General features: G+C 31.1%; 25 protein-coding genes. All 25 read left to right on the top strand.

Going from position 1 to position 25,935, the window contains the following annotated elements; all coding sequences use genetic code 11:
- The first annotated feature begins 87 nt into the window (after positions 1-87).
- Positions 88-1,398, top strand: coding sequence for a UDP-N-acetyl-D-glucosamine dehydrogenase (locus A2290_03635; GenBank protein OGC16674.1), 1,311 nt, complete (start codon positions 88-90; stop codon positions 1,396-1,398).
- Positions 1,395-2,399, top strand: a complete 1,005-nt coding sequence (locus A2290_03630; GenBank protein ID OGC16673.1) for a hypothetical protein — start codon at positions 1,395-1,397, stop codon at positions 2,397-2,399. Before A2290_03635 ends, A2290_03630 begins: the two co-directional genes overlap by 4 nt.
- Positions 2,386-2,961, top strand: a complete 576-nt coding sequence (locus tag A2290_03625) for a transferase (protein OGC16672.1) — start codon at positions 2,386-2,388, stop codon at positions 2,959-2,961. The genes A2290_03630 and A2290_03625 overlap by 14 nt, the downstream gene beginning before the upstream one ends.
- A complete protein-coding gene (locus A2290_03620) occupies positions 2,958-4,055 on the top strand; it encodes a transcriptional regulator (protein ID OGC16671.1) in 1,098 nt (365 codons plus the stop codon). The genes A2290_03625 and A2290_03620 overlap by 4 nt, the downstream gene beginning before the upstream one ends.
- Positions 4,056-4,079: 24 nt before the next feature.
- Positions 4,080-5,039: an aminotransferase DegT gene (locus A2290_03615; protein OGC16693.1), complete on the top strand. Its 960-nt coding sequence runs from the start codon at positions 4,080-4,082 to the stop codon at positions 5,037-5,039.
- A 9-nt stretch (positions 5,040-5,048) separates the two neighbouring features.
- On the top strand, positions 5,049-5,975 hold the full coding sequence (locus A2290_03610) for a hypothetical protein (protein OGC16670.1): 927 nt from the start codon (positions 5,049-5,051) through the stop codon (positions 5,973-5,975).
- Positions 5,957-7,330: a hypothetical protein gene (locus A2290_03605; protein OGC16669.1), complete on the top strand. Its 1,374-nt coding sequence runs from the start codon at positions 5,957-5,959 to the stop codon at positions 7,328-7,330. The genes A2290_03610 and A2290_03605 overlap by 19 nt, the downstream gene beginning before the upstream one ends.
- A 2-nt stretch (positions 7,331-7,332) precedes the next feature.
- Positions 7,333-8,067: a hypothetical protein gene (locus A2290_03600; GenBank protein ID OGC16668.1), complete on the top strand. Its 735-nt coding sequence runs from the start codon at positions 7,333-7,335 to the stop codon at positions 8,065-8,067.
- Positions 8,054-9,133 carry a hypothetical protein gene (locus tag A2290_03595; GenBank protein OGC16667.1) on the top strand — a complete coding sequence of 360 codons (1,080 nt, stop codon included), beginning with the start codon at positions 8,054-8,056 and terminating at the stop codon, positions 9,131-9,133. Before A2290_03600 ends, A2290_03595 begins: the two co-directional genes overlap by 14 nt.
- Before the next feature lie 3 nt (positions 9,134-9,136).
- A complete protein-coding gene (locus tag A2290_03590) occupies positions 9,137-9,742 on the top strand; it encodes a hypothetical protein (protein OGC16666.1) in 606 nt (201 codons plus the stop codon).
- A gap of 1 nt (position 9,743) precedes the next feature.
- Entirely contained in the window at positions 9,744-10,766 is a 1,023-nt protein-coding gene (locus tag A2290_03585) for a hypothetical protein (GenBank protein OGC16665.1), read from the top strand.
- Positions 10,767-10,801: 35 nt separating this feature from the next.
- On the top strand, positions 10,802-11,533 hold the full coding sequence (locus A2290_03580; GenBank protein OGC16692.1) for a hypothetical protein: 732 nt from the start codon (positions 10,802-10,804) through the stop codon (positions 11,531-11,533).
- Positions 11,526-12,515: a hypothetical protein gene (locus A2290_03575; GenBank protein ID OGC16664.1), complete on the top strand. Its 990-nt coding sequence runs from the start codon at positions 11,526-11,528 to the stop codon at positions 12,513-12,515. Before A2290_03580 ends, A2290_03575 begins: the two co-directional genes overlap by 8 nt.
- The gene (locus A2290_03570; GenBank protein OGC16663.1) at positions 12,493-13,782 is read left to right on the top strand and encodes a hypothetical protein; all 1,290 of its coding nucleotides are present in this window, start codon (positions 12,493-12,495) and stop codon (positions 13,780-13,782) included. The genes A2290_03575 and A2290_03570 overlap by 23 nt, the downstream gene beginning before the upstream one ends.
- 15 nt (positions 13,783-13,797) lie before the next feature.
- A complete protein-coding gene (locus tag A2290_03565) occupies positions 13,798-14,547 on the top strand; it encodes a hypothetical protein (protein ID OGC16662.1) in 750 nt (249 codons plus the stop codon).
- Positions 14,548-14,555: 8 nt separating this feature from the next.
- Complete coding sequence (locus A2290_03560) at positions 14,556-16,325, top strand: hypothetical protein (GenBank protein OGC16661.1); 1,770 nt, start codon at positions 14,556-14,558, stop codon at positions 16,323-16,325.
- A gap of 39 nt (positions 16,326-16,364) precedes the next feature.
- Positions 16,365-17,333 carry a UDP-N-acetylglucosamine 4,6-dehydratase (inverting) gene (locus A2290_03555; GenBank protein ID OGC16691.1) on the top strand — a complete coding sequence of 323 codons (969 nt, stop codon included), beginning with the start codon at positions 16,365-16,367 and terminating at the stop codon, positions 17,331-17,333.
- Positions 17,334-18,503 carry a UDP-4-amino-4,6-dideoxy-N-acetyl-beta-L-altrosamine transaminase gene (locus tag A2290_03550; GenBank protein OGC16660.1) on the top strand — a complete coding sequence of 390 codons (1,170 nt, stop codon included), beginning with the start codon at positions 17,334-17,336 and terminating at the stop codon, positions 18,501-18,503.
- A 1,799-nt stretch (positions 18,504-20,302) separates the two neighbouring features.
- Positions 20,303-21,007 carry an acylneuraminate cytidylyltransferase gene (locus A2290_03545; GenBank protein OGC16690.1) on the top strand — a complete coding sequence of 235 codons (705 nt, stop codon included), beginning with the start codon at positions 20,303-20,305 and terminating at the stop codon, positions 21,005-21,007.
- Complete coding sequence (locus A2290_03540) at positions 21,007-21,771, top strand: hypothetical protein (GenBank protein OGC16689.1); 765 nt, start codon at positions 21,007-21,009, stop codon at positions 21,769-21,771. Before A2290_03545 ends, A2290_03540 begins: the two co-directional genes overlap by 1 nt.
- Positions 21,764-22,282 (top strand): hypothetical protein, encoded by a 519-nt coding sequence (locus A2290_03535; GenBank protein ID OGC16659.1) that lies wholly within the window; start codon positions 21,764-21,766, stop codon positions 22,280-22,282. Before A2290_03540 ends, A2290_03535 begins: the two co-directional genes overlap by 8 nt.
- Complete coding sequence (locus A2290_03530) at positions 22,279-23,130, top strand: hypothetical protein (protein ID OGC16658.1); 852 nt, start codon at positions 22,279-22,281, stop codon at positions 23,128-23,130. Before A2290_03535 ends, A2290_03530 begins: the two co-directional genes overlap by 4 nt.
- A 1-nt stretch (position 23,131) precedes the next feature.
- Positions 23,132-23,812 carry a GlcNAc-PI de-N-acetylase gene (locus tag A2290_03525; protein ID OGC16688.1) on the top strand — a complete coding sequence of 227 codons (681 nt, stop codon included), beginning with the start codon at positions 23,132-23,134 and terminating at the stop codon, positions 23,810-23,812.
- Complete coding sequence (locus A2290_03520; GenBank protein ID OGC16657.1) at positions 23,809-24,858, top strand: pseudaminic acid synthase; 1,050 nt, start codon at positions 23,809-23,811, stop codon at positions 24,856-24,858. The genes A2290_03525 and A2290_03520 overlap by 4 nt, the downstream gene beginning before the upstream one ends.
- 61 nt (positions 24,859-24,919) lie before the next feature.
- On the top strand, positions 24,920-25,930 hold the full coding sequence (locus A2290_03515) for a hypothetical protein (protein ID OGC16656.1): 1,011 nt from the start codon (positions 24,920-24,922) through the stop codon (positions 25,928-25,930).
- Positions 25,931-25,935: the final 5 nt, after the last annotated feature.

Raw genomic sequence — 25,935 nt, 5'->3', positions numbered from 1 at the left:
TGATTAGTTATAGACAAAATTTTCGTAAGTGGTATACTTAATTTTAAGTTATATATAGGCGATAAATAAATCTTTTAGTATCTAAAAATGGATAAAGTTTTACTAGATAAAATAGGATCTAAAAAAGCAAAAATAGGCATTGTTGGGTTGGGTTATGTTGGTCTTCCTTTAGCTGTTGAGTTTTGCAAAGCTGGTTTTTGTGTTGTTGGGATAGAGCAGAACCCAAAAAGAAGGGAGATGCTTGATAGAGGGCAAAACTACATTTCTGATGTCTCTTCAAAAGATTTGCTTAAAGCTGTTAGAAATAAGAAAATAAAAATAACAGATGATTTTTTCGAGCTTAAGGCTGTTGATGCGATTATTATCTGTGTTCCTACTCCCCTTGATAAGAACAAACAACCGGATATATCTTATGTTAAATCAGTGACTTTTCACATTTCAAAAACACTAAAAAAAGGCCAGCTTGTGGTTTTAGAAAGCACAACTTATCCTGGGACAACAGAAGAAGTAGTCCTTCCCAAGCTAGAGAAATCAGGATTGAAGGTCGGTAAAGATTTTTATTTGGCTTTTTCTCCTGAAAGAGTAGATCCCGGCAATAAAAAATTTAGGACCCAAAATATTACCAAAGTTATAGGTGGAGTGACACCTGTATGCAGCGAGCTTACAAGAAAACTTTATTCTCAAATAATCAAGGAGACTTATTTGGTGTCGACTCCAAGAGTTGCGGAGATGGAAAAGCTTTTGGAAAATATTTTTAGAAGCGTAAATATTGCATTAGTTAATGAGTTGGCTATTCTCTGTAAAAAAATGGATATAGATATATGGGAAGTAATAGATGCCGCCAAAACAAAGCCTTATGGTTTTATGCCTTTCTATCCCGGGCCAGGTCTTGGAGGGCATTGTATTCCGCTTGATCCGTTTTATCTTTCTTGGAAAGCTAAAGAATATCATATGAATACTCGTTTCATCGAATTAGCAGGTGAGTTAAATGATCAAATGCCATATTATGTTGTGCAGCTTGTGCAAGATGGACTAAATCAGGACAAAAAGAGCTTAAAAAACTCAAAAATTTTAGTTTTGGGTGTTGCTTATAAAAAAGATATTGATGATTACAGAGAGTCGCCTTCTTTAAAAATCATAGAAATACTTGATAAAAAAGGGGCAAAAGTTGATTATAATGACCCCTTTATTCCTAAAATTAAGATTTGCGGAAAAGATTATTCTTCTTTAAAGCTGGATGGAAAAACCATTTCGGATTATGATTGCGTTGTCATAGCAACTGCTCATTCAAGTTATGATTATAAATTGATACTTAATAAAGCTGTCTTGATAGTTGATACTCGCAATGCTATGAGCTGCGTTTCAAAAAAATCTGGGGCAAATATAATAAAATTATGAAAAAAGATGCCGATAAAAAAACGATAATTGGTCAGATAGGTCTTGGGAATTGGGGGCAGAATCTTTTAAAGAACTTTTATTTGTTGCCTGATTGTAAGCTTAAATATGCTTGTGATTTTGACCGATCAAAAACAGAAAAATTTTCAAAGATATATCCTGATGTGATTTTTACAGATAATTATGATGAAATTCTTGAGGACAAAGAGGTTTCTGCCATTGTTGTTGCGATTCCGGCAGTTGATCACTATTCTGTTGCTAAAAAGGTTCTTGAGCGAAATAAACATGTTTTCATAGAAAAACCTATAACTTTAAAGTTTTCTGAAGCGCAGGAGCTGGTTGAATTAGCGCAAAAAGTGAATAAAAAAATAATGGTTGGGCACCTTATGCTTTATCATCCTGCCATTATAAAGCTGAAACAGTTGATAAAAACCGGTGAATTGGGTGATATTTATTGCATATATACTCATCGCCTAAATCTTGGCACAATAAGAAAAGCAGAAAATGCCATGTGGAGTTTGGCTCCGCATGACATATCAATTATTTTGCACTTGTTAGATGAACATCCACAAACGGTTTTTGCTTTGGGATCATCTTTTATTCAGTCTGGGATAGAGGATGTTGTTTATCTGAGTATGAAATTTTCTTCCGGTAAAATTGGGCATGTTCATGTAAGCTGGCTTGATCCTAATAAGAAAAGGCAAACAGTGGTTGTTGGCAGCAGAAAAATGGCTGTTTTTGATGAGGTTTCAGAAAAGGAGACATTGGTTCTGTTTGATAAAGGAGTGGAATTAAACAACAAACTTACTTTAAGGGATTCTGGAAAGTTTGTAATTGAGGTAGATAAAGAGACTCCGTTAAAATTAGAATGTGAACATTTTATTGAATCAATAAAAAATGGCAGCGAACCTTTGAGTAACGGAAAAAATGGTTTAGATGTATTAAAAGTGTTGACTTCTGCTCAAAAATCTTTGGAAAATGGAAAAGTAAATGAATTATTTTAAACATGAAACAGTAATTATTGATACTCCTGTTGAAATAGGGGATGGGACCAAGATCTGGCATTTTTCACATATATCTTCGGGGGTAAAAATTGGAAAAAATTGCAAACTTGGCCAGAATGTGTTTGTCCAGAATAATGTTAAAATCGGGAATAATTGCAAGATTCAAAACAATGTTTCAATTTATGGAGGGGTTGAGCTTGAAGATTATGTTTTTTGTGGTCCATCGATGGTTTTTACAAATATTGTAAATCCCCGTTGCAAATATCCTCAAGAGACTTCTGATAAATATTATAAAACACTAATAAAAGAAGGAGCTTCTTTAGGAGCAAACTGTACTGTTGTTTGCGGTGTTACAATAGGGATTAATGCTTTTGTGGGAGCAGGCGCTGTTGTGACAAAAGATATCCCTGCTTATGCTTTAGTTTATGGAAATCCTGCTAAAATTATGGGATGGATGTGTGAATGTGGGCAAAAACTTGAATTTCAGGAAAATTCTGCCAAATGTGGCAAGTGCGGACTTAAATACTTAAAAAATCTGGAAAAGGTTGAGAAAACTTTATGAATGTTCCTTTAATTGATCTTGGGATTCAATATGAATCTATTAAAAATGAAATAGATGAAGCTATAATGCGGGTTATTAAAGAAGGCAAATTTATTCTTGGTCCCGATGTTAAACTATTTGAAGATGAGGTATGTTCTTATCTGGGAGTTAAATACGCGGTGGGGGTTGCGTCAGGGACAGATGCTTTGGAGATTGCTCTTTTGGCTTTAGGGATTGGAACGGGAGATGAAGTAATTACAACCCCTTTTACTTTTATTGCAACAACGGAAGCTATTGTTAATGTTGGAGCAAAGCCTGTCTTTGTTGATATTGATCCAAAAACATATTGTATAAATCCTGGCTTAATTGAAGACACGATTACTAAAAAAACTAAGGTTATTTTGCCTGTTCATCTTTACGGTCATCCGGTAGAAATGGATCAAATTGCTTCATTAGCGAAAAAACATAATTTAAAAATAATTGAGGACTGTGCCCAATCACTTGGAGCAGAATATGATATGAAAAAGGTTGGCGCAATCGGCGATGTTGGCTGTTTGAGTTTTTTTCCGGGAAAAAATCTTGGCTGTTTTGGGGATGGTGGGATGGTTGTTACGAATGATGAAAAAGTTTATGAAATGTCAAAAATGCTAAGGCAACATGGTTCAAAAAAGAAATATTATCATTCTATAAATGGATTTAATAGCAGATTAGATACTATTCAGGCCGCTATTTTGAGGGTGAAGCTTAAATATCTTGATAAATGGAATGAAATGAGAAGAAAAAATGCAAAATTGTACGCTGAATTATTTGGAAATTATAAGGAAGTTCTTACTCCTGTTGTTGAAGATAGAATAAAACATTCTTTTAATTATTATACTGTGCGCGTAAAAAATAGGGTTTCAATTATTGAGGGACTAAATAAAGCCGGAATTGGCAATATGGTTTATTATCCGCTTTGTTTGCATTTGCAGGAGGTTTATAAAAATTTAGGATATAAGAAAGGTGATTTTCCGGAAGCTGAAAAGGCTCAGGAGGAGGTTTTATCTCTGCCGATGTATCCGGAGCTTACTTCCGGACAAGTTGAGTTTATTGTATCTATATTGAATACTATTTAAAGGAGGGCAACAGTGAAATTTACTATTGGATTTGAGAAAGAAGATACTAAGAAGCTTCATGGTTATTGGGATGAAATTATAGAGACACAAAAGTGGGCAGAGGGCAAGTTTACTAAAATGTTTGAAGAAAAATGGATGCAATATAATAAGGTGAATTATTCTTTATCTTTTTCAAGCTGGGCAGGGGCAGCAATAGCTGCTTTGGAATATTATAATGTAAAAGATGAAACAGTCTTATGTCCTTCAAATACTTTTATGGCTACACCCTTAAGTGTTATCAAAGCGGGAGGAAAAGTTGAATTTGTTGATTGTAATAAAAGTGATCTCTGTATGAGTTTTGATGATCTTAAAATAAAAGTTGAAAAATACAAGCCTAAAGCTGTTTTTGTTGTGCATATTGGAGGACATATTGCTTTTCAAATAAATGAAATTTCTCGATTTTGTAAAGATAAGGGAATAATTCTTTTAGAAGATTGTGCTCATGCTCACGGTGCGTCATGGAATGGTAAAAAGGCTGGAACTTGGGGAGATGTAGGTACTTATTCCTTTTATTCTACAAAGACCATTTCAACTGGTGAAGGGGGTATGCTGGTCTCAAGCGATAAAGCTATTTATGAATATGCAGTAAAATATAGAAATTATGGTAAATTTGATTATAATGTACATGGAATAAACTTTAGAATAAATGAGTTTGGAGCCGCAATTGGCTGTTTGCAGGTAGATAGACTTGATGAAATTGTTGCATGGAAGAATGATTATGCAAAGAAACATCTTGATCCCAAATATCAAAATCGAGTTAAATTGCCCGAGGGGATGATTTCAGGATACTATAAATATATAATTTTTGATCCAATTGAAAAATCAACTGGTAAAGTTTATGATCAGCCATGTCACAAAATATTGAATAAAGATTATGAGCTTCCAAATACTGACTGGATTGCGAAAAATCATTGGTGTTTACCTTTATATTATAAGGGAGAATAGGAGCTAAATATGAAGATAATGGTTACAGGGGGATCGGGTTTTATAGGCAGCCATCTTGTTGATAAATTGTTTTTATCTGGACATGAGGTTGTAATCTTTGATAAAGATGATCCTATTTATAAAAGTAAAGCCATCTATATAAAAGGAAATATTCTTGATTTGGGGAGATTAATTGACGCTACACAAGGAATTGATGTTATATATCATCTTGCTGCAGAAGCCAATGTTGATATAATTTTAAAAAATCCGGTATATTCTACTCAGGTTAATACGATAGGGACTATTAATGTTCTGGAAGCTGCGCGAAAAAATAAATGTAAAAGAGTAATATTTGCTTCTACAGATTGGGTTTATGGTGGGACAAAAGATTTGAATGTTGACGAGAAAACATCTTTATATCCCCCTTCTCCTGATCATATTTACATGGCAGGCAAAATTGCGTCTGAAATGTATTTAGCAAATTACCAAAAACTTTATGGCGTTGATTCTACGGTTATGCGTTTTGGAATTCCATTTGGGCCTCGTGCTCGAGCAGCTACTGTTACTTATATATTTTTATCAAAAGCTTTTAACTTAGAACCCATTACGATCCATGGGAGTGGCGAACAATTTAGGCAATTTATTTATGTTGAGGATCTTGCTGAAGGATGTGTTTCTTGTTTGCATAATAATGCTCGAAACGAGATATTTAATTTAAATGGACCGGAAAAGGTCTCCGTAAAAAGAATTGCTGAAACAATTAAAAAACTTTTGCCTGAAAAAGAGGTGAAAATAAACTTCTTAGATGCCAGGGAAGGTGATTTTAAAGGTAGATTAGTTGATTCATCTAAGGCTTTGAATCTTTTAAATTGGAAGCCGAAACATAGTTATGAAGAGGCTATGAAAAAATATATACCATGGTTCAAGGAGAATATTTTATGTTTAAACCAGAAGTAGATTCAACTTTAGTTAAGAAAGAAGATTCAATTAAACATGTAATGCGTGTGATTGATCGTGGTGGAATAGGGACTGCATTTGTAATAAATGAAAAGAGCATATTAATTGGTTCGGTAACAGACGGAGATATTCGTCAAGCAATTCTTAAGGGTGCCGATATAAATAGCAAAATTTCAAGTGTTATGAATGTTGATCCGGTATTTTTATATGAGGATTCTTTATCGCGTACGCATATTGTCTTTGAAGCAGTAAGTAAGCTATTGAATAGATCCGAAGCAAACCTTTATATGCCTGTAGTAAATAAAGACAAAGTTTTAATTAAATTAATATTATGCTCCAAACTGATAAAATTTGAAAAAGGTAATAGTTTGAAAAATTCTTTGCCAAAAAGTATATTAATTGTAGGAGGAGCTGGATATCTTGGATCTATATTATGTAGAAAGCTTATTAAAGCTGGATATAAAGTACGAGTCCTTGATTTATTATTGTTTGGCAAGGAGTCTCTTAAAGAGCTTTTAAGCCATCCGAGTTTTGAATTGGTAGAAGGAGATATGAGAAATATTACGACAGTTGTTAGCGCATTAAAGGGGATAAATGCTGTTGTAAATTTAGCGGCAATTGTTGGTGATCCAGCATGCCAAAAATATCCTGAAAGTGCGATAGAAACCAATTATCTTGCTAATAAATTATTAGCTGAAGCATGTAAATATCACCAAATTAATCGCTTTGTTTATGCTTCAACTTGTAGTGTTTATGGCATAGGTAATGGTAAATTAGATGAAAATTCAGCTTTAAACCCAGTTTCATTATATGCGCGGTCCAAAATTAAATCTGAAGAGGCTATTTTATCATTAATGGATGAAAATTTTTCTCCTTGTATATTAAGAATGAGCACATTATATGGTTTATCTCCCAGAATGCGTTTTGATTTGGTGGTTAACACCATGACTATGAAAGCAGTAACCGAAGGGAAGATAACTGTCTTTGGAGGAAAACAATTTCGACCATTATTACATACTTCTGATGCTGCAGATGCATATATAAAATGCCTCAAAGCTCCAATAGATAAAATTAAAGGACAAATATTTAATGTGGGATCAGATGATCAGAATTATCGAATTTCTGAAATAGGAAAAAAAGTTAAAAGTATTGTTAAAGATGCTGAACTTATAATTAATGAAGATTCGTCAGATCCTCGAGATTATTTGGTTTCTTTTAAAAAGATAAATAAACAATTAGGTTTTGCAACAAATGTAACCATTCCTTTTGCAGTAAAAGAGATCAAAAAAACTTTAGATAGTGGCTTAATAAAAGATGTTAAACAACCGAGATATTATAATGTTGGGGAGAATTAAGTGTGAGCGAGATTGATGCGTCTATAATTATTACTAACTACAATTATGAGAATTATATTGAACGTGCTGTAAATAGCGCGATATCTCAAGCTTATGATTTGAATTTGATGGAAGTAATAGTTGTCGATGATGGATCAACCGATAAAAGTTTGGAATTATTAAAAAAGCATTCAAAGCACATTAATTTAATACATCAAGAGCATAAAGGCTTGTCATCGGCTATAAATATTGCCATAAAAAATTCAAAGGGCAAATATATTATGCGTTTAGATGCAGATGATGTTTTAGATGATAAAGCATTGTATGAAACTGTTCCTTTATTGGATAAAAACAATCAAATAGGATATGTTTATTTTGATTATGCGATTGTTTATGAGAAATCTGATAAACAAGTCAGAATAAGTTTAGAAGATTTCAATTTGTTCAAGATGGTAGGAACTAACATTTTAATTAGAAAAGAATGCTTTGAAAAAATCGGATATTATGAAGATATGTATTTTGAAGAGTATGATCTGTATTTTAGGTTATTTAAAAAGTATAAAGGGCTTTATGTAAATAAATCACTTTTTAAATATTACAAGCATGGCAAAAGTCTTACTGATAAAGAGAAAGAATGGAAAAACGGATTGAAACAACTTATTAATAAGTATGGTCCAGCTATTTTAGGCAATGTAAAGAAACAGTTTCCACAATACTCCTTTCCTTTTGATATAGAGTGGATTTATGAGAAGAATTAATATCGGGAATAAATGGGTTGGTCCTAATGATCCTTGTTTTATTATTGCTGAGGCTGGAGCAAATGCTAACTCAGATCCAATATTAGCTGAAAACCTTATAATCAAAGCTGCTGAATCAGGCGCAGATGCAATTAAATTTCAAAGTTATAGTGCTGAGAACTTAGTTACAAAGACAGCCCCAAAATACTATGTTGATAATATGGATGAGTTTTTAAACAATGCAAGGCCTAAAGGTTTTCAAATAGATGAATTTAAGCAACTTGATTCTCTTCCTAAATCGGTTTATTTTAACTTAGTTAAATTAGCAAAAGAATTAAATATTATATTTTTGTCAACTCCTTTCGATAAAGAAAATGTTGATTTTCTGGAGGAATTGAATGTTCCTGCGTATAAAATAGCTTCTGCAGATATAACTTATCATGAATTTTTAAGATATGTTGCAAAAAAAAATAGATCAATAATTCTTTCTACAGGGGCATCAACTCTTAATGAAGTTAAAGAAGCTGTTGAAATTATCGAAGAGACAGGAAATAAACAAATAATTATTTTGCATTGTATTTTGAGTTATCCTACAAAATATGAAGATGCAAATCTTAATATGATGCAAACCTTACAAAAAGAATTTCCTGATATTGCAATTGGATTATCAGATCATTCGCTTGGTACATTAGTCCCGTCATTATCCGTAATGCTTGGTGCAAAAGTTATTGAAAAGCATTTTACTATTGATAAATCTCTTTCTATGTCGACAGATCATTTTATGTCAGTTGATCCTCCTGAATTGAAGCGAATGGTCCAAGATATAAGAAATGCAGAATTATCAAAAGGAAGAGCGGATAAAATCCCAGTTGCTGCTGAACATGATGCTGTTAGTTATGCACGTCGAAGTTTGGTTGCAAGCAGAGATATAAAAAAAGGGACAGTCTTAACTAGAGAGATGATAGTATGTAAAAGGCCAGGAACGGGTATTTCACCTAAGTTCTTAGTAGATGCATTGAATAAAAAAGTTAAACTTGATATCAATGAGGATACAGTAATTACATGGGGAATGCTTGGAGGTAAATAACCTATGAATAGTCAACCTTATCATAAATATATATTTGATTCAAAAAAGAGAAAATTTATTGGCAAGTTTGAAGAAATGTATAAAAATGAAGATATATTTGGATACGATAGTTGGTTTCAGGAGAAAATGAATCATTTAGATAAGCAAATTTCGTTATTAATTATTAATAACAATAAATATGAATTTAATCCTATTCTTGATGTTGGTTGTGGGAAAGGAACATTTACTTCATTTTTAAAAAGAGGTAGAAATAAAGTTGTTGGAATTGATATTTCAAAAACAGCGATAATGAAGACAAAGCAAAAACACCCTGACATTGAATTTTTGCAATTAACAGTAGATGAAGTTGTTAAAACAAAAAGAAAATGGGATTTAATTGTAATGATGGAAATACTTTCTTATATTAAAAACTGGAAAGATATTTTGAGGAAAACGCGTAAAAAAACAAAAAAAATATATATATCTTTGTTTTTGCCGCAAAACCCAATTGGCTATGTGAGGAGCCGAAATGAGCTGATAAATGAAGTAAAAGATAATTATATAATTGAACATGAAATATTACTTAACAATGAGAACATATTGATACTAGCAAGGAGCAAACGTAAATAAAGTGATAATTTTCTCAACTAAGGATGCAGGGCCAGCAGCTTATTTAAGCGAAATTATAAAGGTTTTAAATGAACCTTATATCTGTGTTGCTTCTTCTTTTGCTCAAAAAATATTTGATGTAAATAATATAAAAAGTACTGTTATCGATTTTAGTACGCAAGAAGAATATGGTAAGTTTGTAGAAGCCAATTTTAAAGAAATACCCATAAAACTCATTATTACCGGCACAAGTTGGGGAAATTCTATCGATAAAGCTTTTATTAAATTTGGAATAGAAAAAAATATTAATGTTATTTCTATAATAGATCATTGGTCATGGTATAAAGAAAGATTTTTACTAAAAAATGCTTTAGTTTTGCCAAATTTTATATTAGTAAACGATGAATATGCCAGAGATGAAGCAAAAAAAGAAGGCTTGGATGGAAATATCATCTATGCAATAGGCAATCCGGTTTTAGAAAATAAGGTTACAAAAGCAACAAATATTATTGGAAAAGACCAGTGGCTGAAGAATTTGAATTTAGCTGACAAAAAAATAATAACATTTATTTCAGAAGAATACGCAAAAGATTTTCCTATGGACAGTAGTTATTACCAAGGTTTTGATGAATACCAAGTATTGGAAGATATCCTTGACCTAATAGGAGAAAAAGAACACCTCTTAATAAAACTGCATCCTTCAGAAAAAATGGATAAGTATGATAAATATAAGAGGAAAAATGTATCAATACTTTACGGAATAGATTTAAATCCATTGATAATATATTCTGATATCTTTATAGGAATGGGGTCAATGTTGCTTATGGAGGCCGCAGTCCTTAGGGATGTTGTTATAAGTTATCGTCCTAATGATAAAAAAGGTTTTATAGGAAATAGGATAGGGGCTACAATTCTTGTCCAAGATAAACAATCTTTAAATGAAATATTTGAAAAGGGAATAAAATTCGACAAATCTAACTTTGCAGAAAAATTTAAAGGGTCTACAGAAAGAATTGTTGACTTTGTAAAAGGATATTTAGATTGAAAAAATTAAGAATAATTGGTTCTATTCAAGCAAGGATGGGTTCGACTCGTTTGCCAGGAAAAGTCTTAAAAGAAATTTCCGGTAAACCCATGCTTTTGCAGCAAATAGAGAGAATAAAAAAGTCTAGATTATTAGATGATATAGTAGTTGCTACAACTACTAGTTCAAGCGATGATGAAATTGTTAGTCTTTGTTATAATCATAACATTAAATATTTCCGAGGTAGCGAAAATGATGTTTTAAATAGAATTGCTTCTTTAATAAAAAAATTTAAAGTAGATGTACATGTTGAGTTTTTTGGGGATTCTCCTCTTCCAGATCCGCAAATCGTTGATGAATTCATTGGTTATTATCTAAAATATAAAAATGTGTATGATTTTGTATCAAATTCACTAAAAACAACTTACCCTCCTGGGCAAGAAGTAATAGTATATAATGGAAAAGCATTAATAAAAGCCGATGAATTTGTTTTAAGAAATGATCCATTAAGGGAGCACGTTAGTATACACATTACGCAAAATAAGCATAAATATAGAATTTGTAATTTGGAAGCCCCTTCTCATTATTATCATCCAGATATTTATTTGGAAGTCGATACGTGTGAAGATTTTGAACTTATATCTAGGATATTTAAACATTTTAACAGTATAGGAAAGGATTATTTTTCTTTAGCTGAAATTTTGGATTATTTAGATCAGAATGAGGCATTGAAGAAAATAAATCAAAAAGTAGTGAGAAGATGGAAGAGGTTTAGAGAAAATGTTTAAAGCAATAATAATTGGTTGTGGCAAGATTGCTGGATATTTTGATAGTGACTTAGATTCTTCTGTATCTAGTCATGCCCGTGCTTATGATAATGTGCCAAACATTGACGTTGTGGCTTTTATTGATACAGATTTAGATAAAGCCCAAAAGCTGGCAAAAATTTATAATTGTGATAGTTATGGAAATGATTATATTTCATTCATCAATAAACATCGACCTGATGTAGTTTCCGTATGTACTCCTGATAATACTCATTTTGAAATTATAAATAGGATGCTGATAAATAAGGTTACTCCTTCAGTGATTTTTGTTGAAAAGCCTATTTGTTCTAATAGTAACGAATTTAATAAAATTAAACTTTTGTCTAAACGTAAAAATGTTGCTATTTTAATAAATCATTCAAGACGTTTTAATCCAAAATATATCAATTTAAAAAAAATGATTCAAAGGAATGTTTTCGGAAAGTTGATAAGAGCTGATGTCTTTTATTATGGAGGGTGGAAACATAATGGCGTACATGTAATAGATACACTTTTGTTTTTGTTTAATGAAAATCTTTTTATCAGAAAAATTTATGGATATATGACTACCCAATATCAAAATGATTTAACTTTAGACGTAGAACTATTATTTGATAAAAACAAGGCAAAAATATATTTGCATGCTTTTGATGAAAAGTACTATCAGCTATTTGATTTTGATTTTAAGTTTGAGAAAGCAAGATTGAAAATTGAAAATTTCGAGAATAGGTATATTTTTGATGAAAAATTTACAAATTCTAAAATGGAAAGTGAGTTGATTCCACGACGGTTAAACTTAGGTAAAAAGAATTCATCTTGCATCCAAAATGCTATAAATGTAATAAGCAGGTATTTGAAATTGAAAAAAGCTAATTTGATCAAGGATTATTCTATCGATGAAGCAAAGACAGTGATGAATATTATTTGGAAAGGTGAAAAATATGCATCTAGATTTAAAAAATGAAGAGTTAGCAATTAATGGGGGTACGCCTGTTAGAACCAAACCATGGATGGATAACTTTACGGTTGGGAATGAAGAAAAACAAGCAGTTTTAAGAGTGTTAGATAGTGGTTATTTATCACTTTTTGAGGGATCACATGTTCCTGATCCTCCTTTTTCTTTTTACGGTGGTACGGAAGTTCAATCTTTGGAAAAAATGTGGTGTGATTATTATAAGTGTGGTTACGCAGTAGCAGTTAACAGTGCAACGTCTGGACTCTATGCAGCTGTCGGAGCCTTAGAACTTGGCTATGGTGATGAAGTTATTGTTTCTCCATATACTATGTCTGCCTGTGCAATGGCTCCGATGATTTATGGTGCAATTCCTGTTTTTGCTGATGTTGAATTAGATACAGGATCTCTTGATCCTAAGTCTATAGAAAAGCTTATAACTAAGAGAACAAAAGCGATTCTTGTGGTTCATCAATTTGGTATACCTGCGAATATGGATAAAATAATGAATATAGCAAAAGAAAATGATTTTCGCGTAATAGAGGATTGCGCCCAAGCTCACGGAGCAAAATACAAAGATAAATTTGTGGGAACGATAGGGGATATTGGTGTATTTAGCCTGAATGTTAATAAGACCATTCAAACTGGTGAAGGAGGGGTTTGTGTAACAAACAGTGAAGAATTAAGATACAGATTAGCCTTAATTAGAAACCATGGTGAAGCGGTTGTTGGACCGGCTCAATATGCAAAGATTACAAATATTGCTGGATTCAATTATCGTCTAACTGAAATTCAAGCTGCAATCGCTAAAGAACAGCTTAAAAAACTTGATGATTTAAATGATAAAAGATTAGAAATGGTCGAGTATTTGACTAATGAATTAAAAGAGATTGATTTTTTATCTCCTTTTCAAGGTCGAAAAGATTGCAAGAGCACATATTATGTTTATCCAGTAAGATTCTTGCCAGAAGTTGCCAAAGTTTCTCGAAGTGAGTTTGTGAAAGTAGTTAATGCTGAAGGAATCAACTTTTATCAAGGGTATACAAAGCCATTATACCTTCAACCGGTTTATCAAAATAAGCATTTATTTAAGAATGGCTATCCTTTTAGTGCCACAGAAAATAAAGAATGTTTTATGCATTATTCTTCTGGAACATGTCCAAATGCGGAAAGGCTTTATTTTAATGAAATGTTGATCAATGAACACGTTCGTTTCCCTCATAGTATTAATGATGTTTATGATATAGCTGAGGCAATTAAAAAATGTATCGCAAAGTGATGTTTAGTATTTAATATGAACGAAAGATCTGAAAATCTGATTTATAAAGATGTAATTAAAGCAACTTTGTATGACAACAAAGATGATTTTTGTCCTTTAAGAAAAGAGAAACAAATGGATTATTTATTCTCTCTGCTTAAGGAAGATTTCGAGAAGAAAAATCAAAAAATTTTGGATGCATGTTGTGGATATGGAAGATTAATACATTTTCTTAATGAATTTGACACTAATCAATTTTATACAGGTGTTGATTATGTTGACGAGCTAATTAATCAAGGGAAAAAGCATTTTACTAATAATAAAAATATTGACTTTGAGGTTTATGACATTATGAAGCTTTCCGATAAATATCATAAGGCATTTGATATAACAATTAATTACAAAACATTATCTTGGTTGCCTTATTATAAAACTATTCTTACTGAATTGATTAAAGCAACAAAAAATAAAATTTATATAACTTCACTTTTTTATGATGGGGATGTTGATTTTATAACTAAAATTTACTCAAATGCATCTAAAGGGACGGCTGATAATTATACCTATTTAAACACTTATTCTTTTCCTAAGTTTAAAAAATATTGTGAATCTATAGATGTAAAAGAAATAAATTCAATTAATATGAAGTTGGATTTTGATCTGCCTGAATCCAATAATATGAATGATCTTCAAACATATACAGTTTCAACCAAATCAGGAGATCGTTTAGAAATAAACGGAAACGTAATATTGAATTGGAAATTAATACAGTTAATTATTAATTAGATAATATAATGAATTCAGAAGAAAAAAAATTTTTAGCAACTACAGCAATTGAAGAATTTTGGGATACTTCAAAACCAATTGTGTTTTTGGGGGAGAGATGCCGATTGTATCGTCGTCGATCCTTTTGGGAGCCTCTTAAAGGGGTTGTTTTGCCAAGTCCTTGGGAAGATAAAGAGCGACTTTATGCTGCTTTTAAATATGTTGATGATTTTTATGAGTGTATGCTTCCAATCCTAGCTGATAAATTAAATACTATTCATGGGGTGAATTTTGGTAAAAAATATTGGAGGATTCTAATCGGCCCATGGCTTTTTCATTATGTACATGTGCTTTATGACCGTTACCTTTCTTTAAAGGGAGCCTTAAATAAATATCCAAATCTTGTAACTATTGGATTATCTGAAGAATCTTTTGTTATTCCTCAAGATTACAATGAATTTATTAAATTAATTAGTGATGATTCCTATAATCTTCAATTATATACAAAAATTCTTGATTTATTGGGTGAAAAATCCCAAAAAAAAAGTTATAAAGTAACCCAAAAATACATTGAATCTGAAAAAGAGGATAAAAGATCTTTTAAATCTTACCTTTATCAATTTATAAAAAAGTTTTTCCATGAATTTTTCGTCAATAAAAAAACACTTCTTATCTTTAATCCATATTTTACTTCTGATTTCGGGAAAAAAATTCTTGAAAAAGAAAGAGAGAATGTTAGGCTTTTGGTTGATAAGAAAGTTGATTGTAAATCAATTTTAATTGATCTGGAAATGCGGAAAAAATTAAAAACTTTTGATTGCAACTTGGAAGGATTTGAGCCGATTTTTAATGGTATGCTTCCATTTGATTTGCCATTAATTTATCTTGAAGGTTATCCAAAGCTTAAAAAGGAAGTCGAGAAAGATTATCCTGTGAATCCGAAAGCGATATTTAGTGCAAACGCCTGGTATTCTAATGAATATTTTAAGCAGTTGGCCGCTATATCTTCTGAAAAAGAAACTATTTTAATAGGCACTCAACATGGAGGAATATATGGAATTCATAACTATATGGCAGTTGAGAAGCATGAATTAGCAATAACAGATCAATATTATTCTTGGGGTTGGGAGCAATTGGACTGTGCTGCTAAAGTCATACCTTTTTTTGCCAATAAGATGGCAGGTGTAAAAGAAATGTCCGCTAATAATAAAAAAGAAGATATTCTTTTTATGGTAACAAGTATGCCCAGATATTTTTTTAGATTTCAATATTTCAATAGTGATGCTTTTATAAATTATATAAATGAACAATTTAGCTTTGTGGATATGCTTGATTCAAATAGGAAACATAACTTACGTGTTCGTTTATATTTTATTGATTTTGATTGGGGGTGTTCTGATCGCTTGAAAGATATGTTCCCTGAAATAATTTTAGAAGATATGACGGTTCCATTTTTAGAAAGAATTAATAATTGTCGTCTTGTTGTGCTTGATCATCTTTTTACTTCTTTTATGGAAGTAATGGCTTTAAATAAACCAGTAATTTCATTTGCGAAAACTTATCAGTTGAAATCTGAAGCACGGGTTATTTTTGATGAATTGCGTAATGTAGGAATACTTTATGATTCGCCGAAAGATGCGGCTATGGCTATTAATTCTATTTATATTGATGTTGAAACCTGGTGGAATGATTCAAAAAGACAAGCCGCGCGCAAAAAATTTTGCAATTATTTTGCACGTGTATCATCAGAATCTGATGAGAAATGGATTGAAGAATTTGAGCGTTTAATTAAAAATTGATTAAACAAATAGTTTAATATAAGGAGAAAAATGATGAATATATTTAAAGATAAGGTCATATTAATTACGGGAGGAACAGGTTCTTTTGGTAAAAAATTTGCAAAAATTGTTTTGGATGAATTTGACCCGGCAAAATTGATAATTTATAGCCGTGATGAGCTAAAACAATTTGAGATGCAACAGGAATATGATAAATATGAGAATATCAGGTTTTTTATTGGAGACGTTCGCGATAGAGAACGTTTAATGCGTGCTTTACATGGAGTTGATTATATTGTGCATGCAGCAGCTTTAAAGCAGGTCCCTGCCATGGAATACAATCCTACAGAAGCAATAAAAACAAATATTTTAGGGGCAATGAATGTAATTGAAGCTTCCCTTGATTCAAAGGTAAAAAAAGTAATAGCTCTAAGTACTGACAAAGCTTGCAATCCAATTAATTTATATGGTGCTACCAAATTATGTTCTGATAAGCTGTTTGTTGCTGCTAATTCATATGCTGGGAAAGATGGTACAAAATTTGCGGTTGTTCGTTATGGAAATGTTGTGGGAAGTCGTGGCAGTGTTATCCCTTTTTTCAAAAAGAAGAGAGAAGAAGGCGTTTTGCCAATTACTCATGCGGAAATGACACGATTTTTTATAACCTTGGAACAGGGAGTTCGATTTGTTGTAAGTGGATTTGAGCGGATGAGCGGTGGAGAAATTTTCATTCCAAAAATTCCAAGTGTAAAAATTTTAGATATAGCAAAAGCTATTGCTCCAGATTGCAAGACAAAAATAGTTGGAATTCGTCCTGGAGAAAAATTGCATGAGGTGATGATTTCTGAAGATGATTCTAGAAATACTAAAGAATTGGATGATTGCTATGTTATTCAGCCGGCATTTAATTGGTGGGATAAAGATAATCATATTTTAGGCAGAAATGTTTCAGACGGATTTAGGTATTCAAGTGATAAAAATGATAGGTGGTTAAGCATTCAAGAAGTTCAGGAGATGGCGAATATTTAAGTGAAAAAAATTCCTTATGCAACACAATGGATAGATGCTCAAGATATTGAAGCTGTTAAGTTGGCTTTAGAGTCTTCTTATTTGACTCAAGGCCCTTTAATTGAAAAATTTGAAAAAATAGTTGCTGAACATTGCGGAGCAAAATATGTTGTAGCCGTAAATAGCGGGACATCTGCCCTTCATATTGCTTGTTTAGCTGCAGGTATCAAAAGGGGAGATGAAGTTATAACGTCTCCGATTACTTTTGTTGCTTCTGCTAATTGTATATTGTATTGTGGGGCTAAGCCTATATTTGCTGATGTGCTTGAAGATACTATTAATATAAATCCAAAAGAGATAGAAAAAAAAATATCAAAAAAGACTAAAGCAATTATACCTATAGATTTTGCAGGACAGCCTGCTGATTTGTCAGAAATACGAAGCATTGCAAATAGAAAAAATATTATAATTATTGAAGATGCTGCACATGCTTTGGGGGCTAAATATAAAGGGGAAATTGTTGGCTCAGGGAAATATGCTGATTTTACGATTTTAAGCTTTCATGCTGTAAAACATATTACCACCGGTGAAGGGGGAATGGTATTAACTAATAATAAAGATTTTTATAAAAAATTGAAATTGTTCAGAAGTCACGGAATAATAAGAGATCCAAATTTATTAAAAATAAATCCAGAACCATGGTTTTATGAGATGCAGGCTCTAGGTTTTAATTATAGATTGACAGATATTCAAAGTGCTTTGGGGATTAGTCAATTTAAAAGACTTTCAGTTTTTATTAAACGCAGAAAACAAATAACAAATGAGTATGATAAGGTTTTTTGTAGATATGAAGAGCTTCAGCCTTTAAGCATTAAACCTTATATTGACCATGTACATCATCTTTATATTTTGAAATTTAATCTTGATAAATTATCCGCTACTAGAAGAGAAATATTTAATGAGTATCTCAAGTATGGGATTTGCGTAAATGTCCATTATATTCCTGTATATTATCAGCCTTATTACAAAAAAATAGGTTATAAAAAGGGACTTTGTCTTAATGCGGAAAAATATTATGAGTGCTCGATAACTTTGCCTCTTTATCCTAAAATGTCTGATTGTGACATCAAAAGAGTTGTTAAAGTTACAAAAAAAATTGTTGAAAAATTTAAAATAAGAGAGATATTTTGATGCTTGAAACTATAAGAGGAAAAATTAGAAATATAAGGAAAGCCATTCAAATTGATTTGCTTGCAGAAGTAAATTTGTTGGGAAGTTTTAATGGGAAACGAAGAATTGAATATTTAAATTGGATTTATTCAGATCTAGTAGAATTGACAAATGAGTTTGTTGAAAAAAATGCCTTATTAGATTCATATTTTACAAAATCAATGAATAAATTATTTGATACTGACCGTTTTAATCCATTGCTGAAAAAATGGATAGTTGAATATTTATCTATTGCTCTTAGGTGTTTAGATGAAATGTCATATAAAAATAATATTAATAATGTTATAGTCTTAGAAGATAATCCTCTAAATCGTTTTGCAGCAGAGAAATACTTAATTAAATTTAAAACGATACCGCCAATTAAATGGAAAAATCAACCATCAACAGTAATAAAACTTCTTAATTTGTTAATAATTGTTTATTCTGTATTTTGTGTTAGTTTGTTTCGCGGAATAAAACTTTTTTTGAAAGTTAAAAAATTTAAGGTTATGACTGAAGCTGTTAGTGGTTTGCACACAGGAATAGATCATTGTTGTGGAGATGATTTTTTTGTAGATGATAAAAATATAAAAAAAGAAGATTTATTGCTTTATTCAAGAGGTATTTATTTGGAGGGATGTAGGTTGGTCGGATATAATGATGCTATAAACTCTGATTATGAACATTTTGTGTTTAATTCGTTGCCAATGGGGTTAAAACAATTTATTTTTAGGGTTTTGCCCAAATATGTGTTTTCTGGCGTTAGAATTTTAATTAATTTAATAAATTCTAACTACTATACGTTGTTTTACAGTGTTTTTTATCATTTCAAAGCTTCTGCTTTACAATATGAAAAAATATTTTCTAATTATAAAATTACTTCTGAACTCGGATATTCTTTTTATAGTTTTAGTCATATTGCAGAGTCTATTGTTTGCCAGAATTACGGATCTAAGTATTATTTGTTTCACTGGTCTGATTTATCTGTTGATTTGAATAAATCAGTTCTTTCTTTCTTAGGATGTGATAAATATTTTTTATGGGGAAAAGCGCATGTAAAGGGCGTTGAAGGCCCTGAGGAGATGTTGTTGCCTATAGGATTTTTCAATAAAAGATATATTAAAGAATCAAGGGCTTTTAGGCATAAAATACTTGCAGATGCAGGGATTGACGTATCAAGAAAAGTAGTTAGTTTTTTTGATGAGTCATTTGGGATAGAATGCAAAATGACAGAAGATCATTTTGTCATTTTTTATGAAATAGCATTAAAAATGGCTTTATTGAATAATGATCTTACAATTTTGTTAAAACCTAAGGTTCCAATTCAAACCCATAGCTTTTCTGATGGTTGTAGAGAGAAACTTGATAAAATAATAGCACAGCTAAATAATCTCAATAATGTTTATATCTTAAATCCAAAGGACTGGTCTTATGTAAAGGTAATAGGCATTTCAGATATTGTTGTTACACAGGGTATGACCAGTTCTTCCACAATTGCCATTATTTCTGGTGTCGAAGGACTTTATTTTGATCAAGTACACTATAATCATCCTTTTTCTAAAATCTTTAAAGATAAACTAGTGTTTGATGATCCCGATAAGTTAATTGAAATGACTCATAAGATTATTTTGGGTGAAGTATCTCCTTTAAAAGATATTCCTTATTACTTATTAAGAGAATACGATGAATGTCCTGATGATCGTTCCATAGAGTTATTGCAAGAATTTTTAATTAATGGTTATATAAATCAGAGAAAAGTTGGAATAATAATTCAGGCAAGAATGGGATCTACTAGATTGCCGGGTAAAATTATGCTTCCTGTTCAAAATAAACCTGTTCTTGAACATATTATTGACAGATTAAAAGGCTGTAAAAATGTCCATGAAATAATCATTGCAACTACTATTGATGCAAGAGATGATCTTATCGTTTCTCTGGCTAAATCAAATAATCTGAAATATTTTAGAGGAAGCGAGGAAGACGTTCTTTCGAGATACTATTATGCAGCAAAAGAAAACAATCTTGATGTGATAATTCGGATTACTTCAGATTGTCCTTTTGTAGATGCGGATATAATTGATAGCATGGTAGCAACCTTTTTAAAGGATCCATCCGTAGATTATTTATCTAATACCATAAAGCGTACTTTTCCAAGAGGCCTTGATGTTGAAATCATGAATTTTTCTTCTCTTAAAAAAGCTTTTAATTTTGCCAAAGAGAACTGCCAGCGAGAGCATGTTACTCCATATATTTATCAGAATGAAGAAAAATTCAAGATAAAACAATTTATAGGAAATGGAGACGATTCAAAATATAGGCTTACGTTAGATACACAAGAGGATTTTGAGTTGATTAGGGAAATATATGATGGGATTTATCCAGTAAATAATTATTTTACACTAAATGATGTGTTGAGGTTTTTAAAACAACATGATCATCTTACCATGTTAAATTCACATATAGTTCAGAAGGGACTAGCAATATGATGAAGAAATTTAAGTTTGGTTTGAAACTATGGTCGACGAATAATAATTATATAGAAGAAGCAATAAAGCTTTATAAGAATAGCACATATGATTACATTGAACTTTATGTAATTCCTGATTCTTATGAAAATTATATAAAAGTTTGGCAGGAATTAAATATACCATTTATTATTCATGCTCCTCATTTTAGAGATGGGCTTAATTTAGCTGAAAAAAATAAGTTTTATAAAAACATGGAATTAGCTCATGAAGCTCAGCATTTTGCAGATAAATTAAATGCTCATTGGATAATATTCCATCCTGGAATTGATGGAAATATTAAAGAAACGGCTAGTCAATTGAAATATATTAATGATTCTAGGATATTAATAGAGAATAAGCCTTATTATGCTTTAGATAATGGATTAATCTGCAATGGAACCACACCTGAAGAAATCGAGTTTTTAATCAAAGAGGTTCAAATTGGATTTTGTTTGGATATTGGCCATGCTATCTGTTCTGCAAATGCGCATAATATTGATAGCTCCCACTACATTAAAAATTTTATTTCTTTAAAACCTACAATGTACCATTTAACAGATGGAGATATTCAAGGAATTTATGATAAACATTTGCATATCGGAGAGGGGAGCTTCGATATGAAATTTACTTTGTCTTTTATACAAAATGGATCTATGCTAACAATAGAAACATTGAAATCATCAATGAAGAATTTAAATGATTTTGTAGGAGATATCAGAAATTTGAAGAATATTTATGAATAAAATTTATTTAAGAACTGTATTAGATGAAGATTGTAATGATGTTTTTTCTTGGCGAAACGACGAAAAAACAAGAAACGCTAATTTTTGCTCAGGGATAATATCTTATGAAGATCATAAGATTTGGTTTAATGATTCATTGAAAAATCCTAATAGATTTATTTATATTGCAGAAGATGGGGAAAAAAATAAAATTGGAATAGTTAGACTTGATAAATTAAATAATCATGTTGCTGAATTTGATATTAATGTAGTCCCAAAAATGAGAGGAAATGGGTATGCAAGACAGATGATTGAATTGTCTTGTGAAATATTTTTAGAAGAAAATAATGTGGATATTTTTATTGCAAGGATAAAAAGTAGTAATTTAGCTTCTATTAAATCATTTAGAAATGCTGGTTTCTTTGAATTATTTAATTGTGTTGATGTAAAACATGGAGAAATAGTTGCATTTGTTAAAATGGCAATGAATTGTAAGAAGTTTATGCGTAAATCAAGAGAGATAAATTTATGAATCAAAACAAATACCCTATTTTATTTGATAAATCAAAAATGAAATTTGGAAAATTAAATAAAAGCTCAGACATATTGCTTCTGTTTAAGTTGATTTTTAACAGAGAATTTAAAAAAGATTTGATTGATTGGTTCTCTTCCTGTCCGATAGGGGCGAATTTATGGTATGCAGCTTTCAAAAATGATGAACCTGTTGCTATGTATGGATTGCTTCCTATTTTGATAAAAGTTGATGGAGTAATTATAAAAGGCGCCTTATGTAATAACGTGGGAGTTATTCCTCGATTTCAAGGGACAGGTTTGTTCCAAGCTATGGGAGAATTTTCTCTTAATGATTCTAAGTTCCCTTTAGTTATTGGTGTTCCTAATTCTAAAGCTGTAAAAGGGCATAAGAGGATAGGGTGGAAAAGCTATGGAGGCTTAGAATTATTAAGTGGCTTTGTTTCAGGTGAAGGATATGAAAAATTAGATATTAATCAGTTTAAATATATTGAATCTAAAAAAGATATTTATTTTAAGATACAAAAGAATTTGGATTTTATTAAATGGAGATACTCTAAGCCTCAAACAATTTATTATCAAAGTATTATTGATGAATATAATTATATTATTTGGAAAGAATATAATAATAAAAAGCAGATTCTTGAGTTGTCAGATTGTAATTTATTGGAAGGATTTAATGGTGTTGTTGATGTATGGGCATTCAAAAACTCAGAAAATAATGAAAAACTCCGGTCAAAGGGATTTTCTCCTATATTGTTTAATGAATTTATTCTATACACAAATATGCAATTACTAGAAAATGTAAATAATTATAAATTTGAATTGGGGGATAATGATGTTTTCTAATATGAAGAATGTTTTAGTTGTAGCTGCACACCCTGATGATGAGGTTTTAGGTTGTGGGGGAACAATTTCAAAATTACTGAAAAAAGGAATAGACGTTGCCATATTAATTTTAGGAGAAGGAATTACTTCGAGATATGAAAACAGAGAAAAGGCCATGGATATTGAACAAATGAAAGAGTTAAAAAATCATATTAATGATGCGGCAAAGATATTAAAAGTTAAAAAGAATTTTGTTTTAAATTTTCCTGATAATCGTTTTGATTCCGTTCCACTTTTAGATTTAGTAAAAGTTATAGAAAATGTAAAAAACAAGTTTATCCCCGATGTCATTTTTACTCATCACGGGGAGGATTTGAATATAGATCATCAGATAACCTTTAATGCTGTTTTGACCGCTTGTAGAGCAATTGCAGGAGAAATGGTGAAGCAAATATACTGTTTTGAAACATTATCTTCAACTGAGTGGAGCTGGCCTAATACATTTAAGCCAAATGTTTATGTGGATATTTCTAAAACTATTGAGAAAAAAATAGACGCTATGAAAGCCTATAAAAATGAATTGAAAGAATGGCCACATCCTAGATCAATTAAAGGGATTGAAATCCTTGCTGAAAAACGTGGGTGTGAAGTTGGCTTGGCATATGCAGAAGCCTTTGAGCTAGTGAGGAGCATTAATCTATGAAAGAACGTATTAATATAAAGATTGGGGAAAAAATTAAACCTTTCATTATTGCTGAAATGTCTGGCAATCACAATCAGTCGATTGAAAGAGCTTTGCATATTGTTGAAGCAGCCGCAAAGTGTAAAGTAGATGCGCTTAAACTTCAAACATTTTCGTTAGATTTAATGACACTTGATTCAAATGCGGAAGGGTTTATTATTAATGACTCTAATAGTCTGTGGAAGGGAAAAAAACTTTACGATTTATACAAAGAAGCTTATACCCCATGGGAATGGCATAAGCCTATTTTTGATAAATGTAAAGAATTAGGAATTATTGGGTTTAGCACTCCGTTTGATGAACCTGCAGTTAACTTTTTGGAATCTTTAAATGTTCCTTGTTATAAAATAGCTTCTTTTGAAATTGTTGATATTCCATTAATTAAAAAAATAGCTTCAACAGGAAAGCCTATAATTATGTCTACAGGGATGGCAACAATAGAAGAAATTCAAGAAGCTATTGATGCTTGTAAAAATGAAGGGAATGACAAGATTGTTCTTCTTAAATGTACAAGTTCTTATCCTGCAATTCCATCTAGCTCTAATTTATTAACAATTCCAGACATGATGGCTAGATTTAATTGTTCTGTTGGAATATCTGATCACACTTTAGGCCTAGGTGTTTCTGTTGCTAGTGTTGCTTTAGGTGCAACAGTTATTGAGAAGCACTTTACGTTATCACGAGTTGATGGAGGAATTGATTCAGCCTTTTCAATGGAGCCACAAGAGATGCATGATTTAGTGATTGAGTCTGAACGTGCATGGCAAGCATTGGGGACGGTTAATTATATCCCTACTGCCGAAGAGAAAAAAACAATGAGATTTAGGCGTTCACTTTATGTTGTAAATGATATGAAAGCAGGAGATCTATTCACTTTAGATAATTTAAAATCTATTAGACCTGCTGGCGGAATTTCTCCAAAACATATAAATGATTTATTGGGTAAAAAAATTTCTAAAAATACAAAGAAAGGAACCCCGATAACTTGGGATCTTGTAATTGAGTAAAACAAAAAAATAAATTATTTTATATTAATGTTTACTATATAAAAATCAAAGGAAGAAATGAATGAAAGAAGAAGAAATAAGACCTAAAGATACACTTAAAATGATTACAGAAAAACATAATTTAGATATCAAAAAGTTCTTTATGAATGACTCTAATGAACTTGATATTGATAGAATGGTTTATATTGATTGTCCTGCATGCGGGGAAACAAAAGCAACGATTGAATTTAAAAAAGAATCTTTTAGTTTTTTTAGATGTGATTGCAATACATTATTTGTGAACCCAAGGCCCAAAAAAGAAGTTTTGGCCAAATTTTATTCTGAAGCAGAATCTATAAGTTTATTCATGTCAGAAGTTCTAGAAAAAACAGCGGAAATTAGAAAAGAAAAAATTTTCCTACCCCGGGTCAATATGTTTTTAAATTTATTGGATAGATATTGTGATAATAGAGAAATGATTATTGAGATTGGAGGCGGAAACGGGCTTTTTTTAGAAAAACTTAAAGAAAAAAGTGGTAATTTTAAAAAACATTTAAACATTGAGCCGTCTACTCAAGCTTGTAAATTGTGTGTAAATCGCGGAATAGATGTTTACGAAGGTGTCTTTGAGGAATTTTCTGGATATGAAGCTGAGGCGGATGTTATTGTGGCCTTTGAATTAATAGAACACCTGTTTTCGCCTAAAGAATTTATTTTAAAGGCTTATAGTCATTTAAGGCCAAATGGATTGCTTTATCTTACAACTCCTAATATTTTGGGATTTGATCTATTACTTTTAGGAAGGTTGTCTGATAATATTAATGCTCCAAATCATTTGAATTATTTTAATATTTTTTCTTTGTCTATATTATTAAATGCGTGTGGTTTTGATGTGATAGAAGTTCAAACTCCTGGACAGTTGGATGTTAATATTTTGGAAAATAAGTACAAAGAGAAAATTGGTCTTAATATTGATAAATTTACGGAATTTATTTTGAATGCTAAAGATAATATTAAGAAAAAATTTCAGGAATTTTTATCTGATAACAACCTTAGTAGCAATATGACAATGTTAGCCAGGAAAAGGAATTAGCAATT

The sequence above is a fragment of the candidate division WOR-1 bacterium RIFOXYB2_FULL_36_35 genome, from assembly GCA_001771505.1.
In the GTDB taxonomy this organism is placed as follows: domain Bacteria; phylum Margulisbacteria; class WOR-1; order XYC2-FULL-46-14; family XYC2-FULL-37-10; genus XYB2-FULL-36-35.
This window is presented reverse-complemented; position numbering and strand designations above follow the sequence as displayed.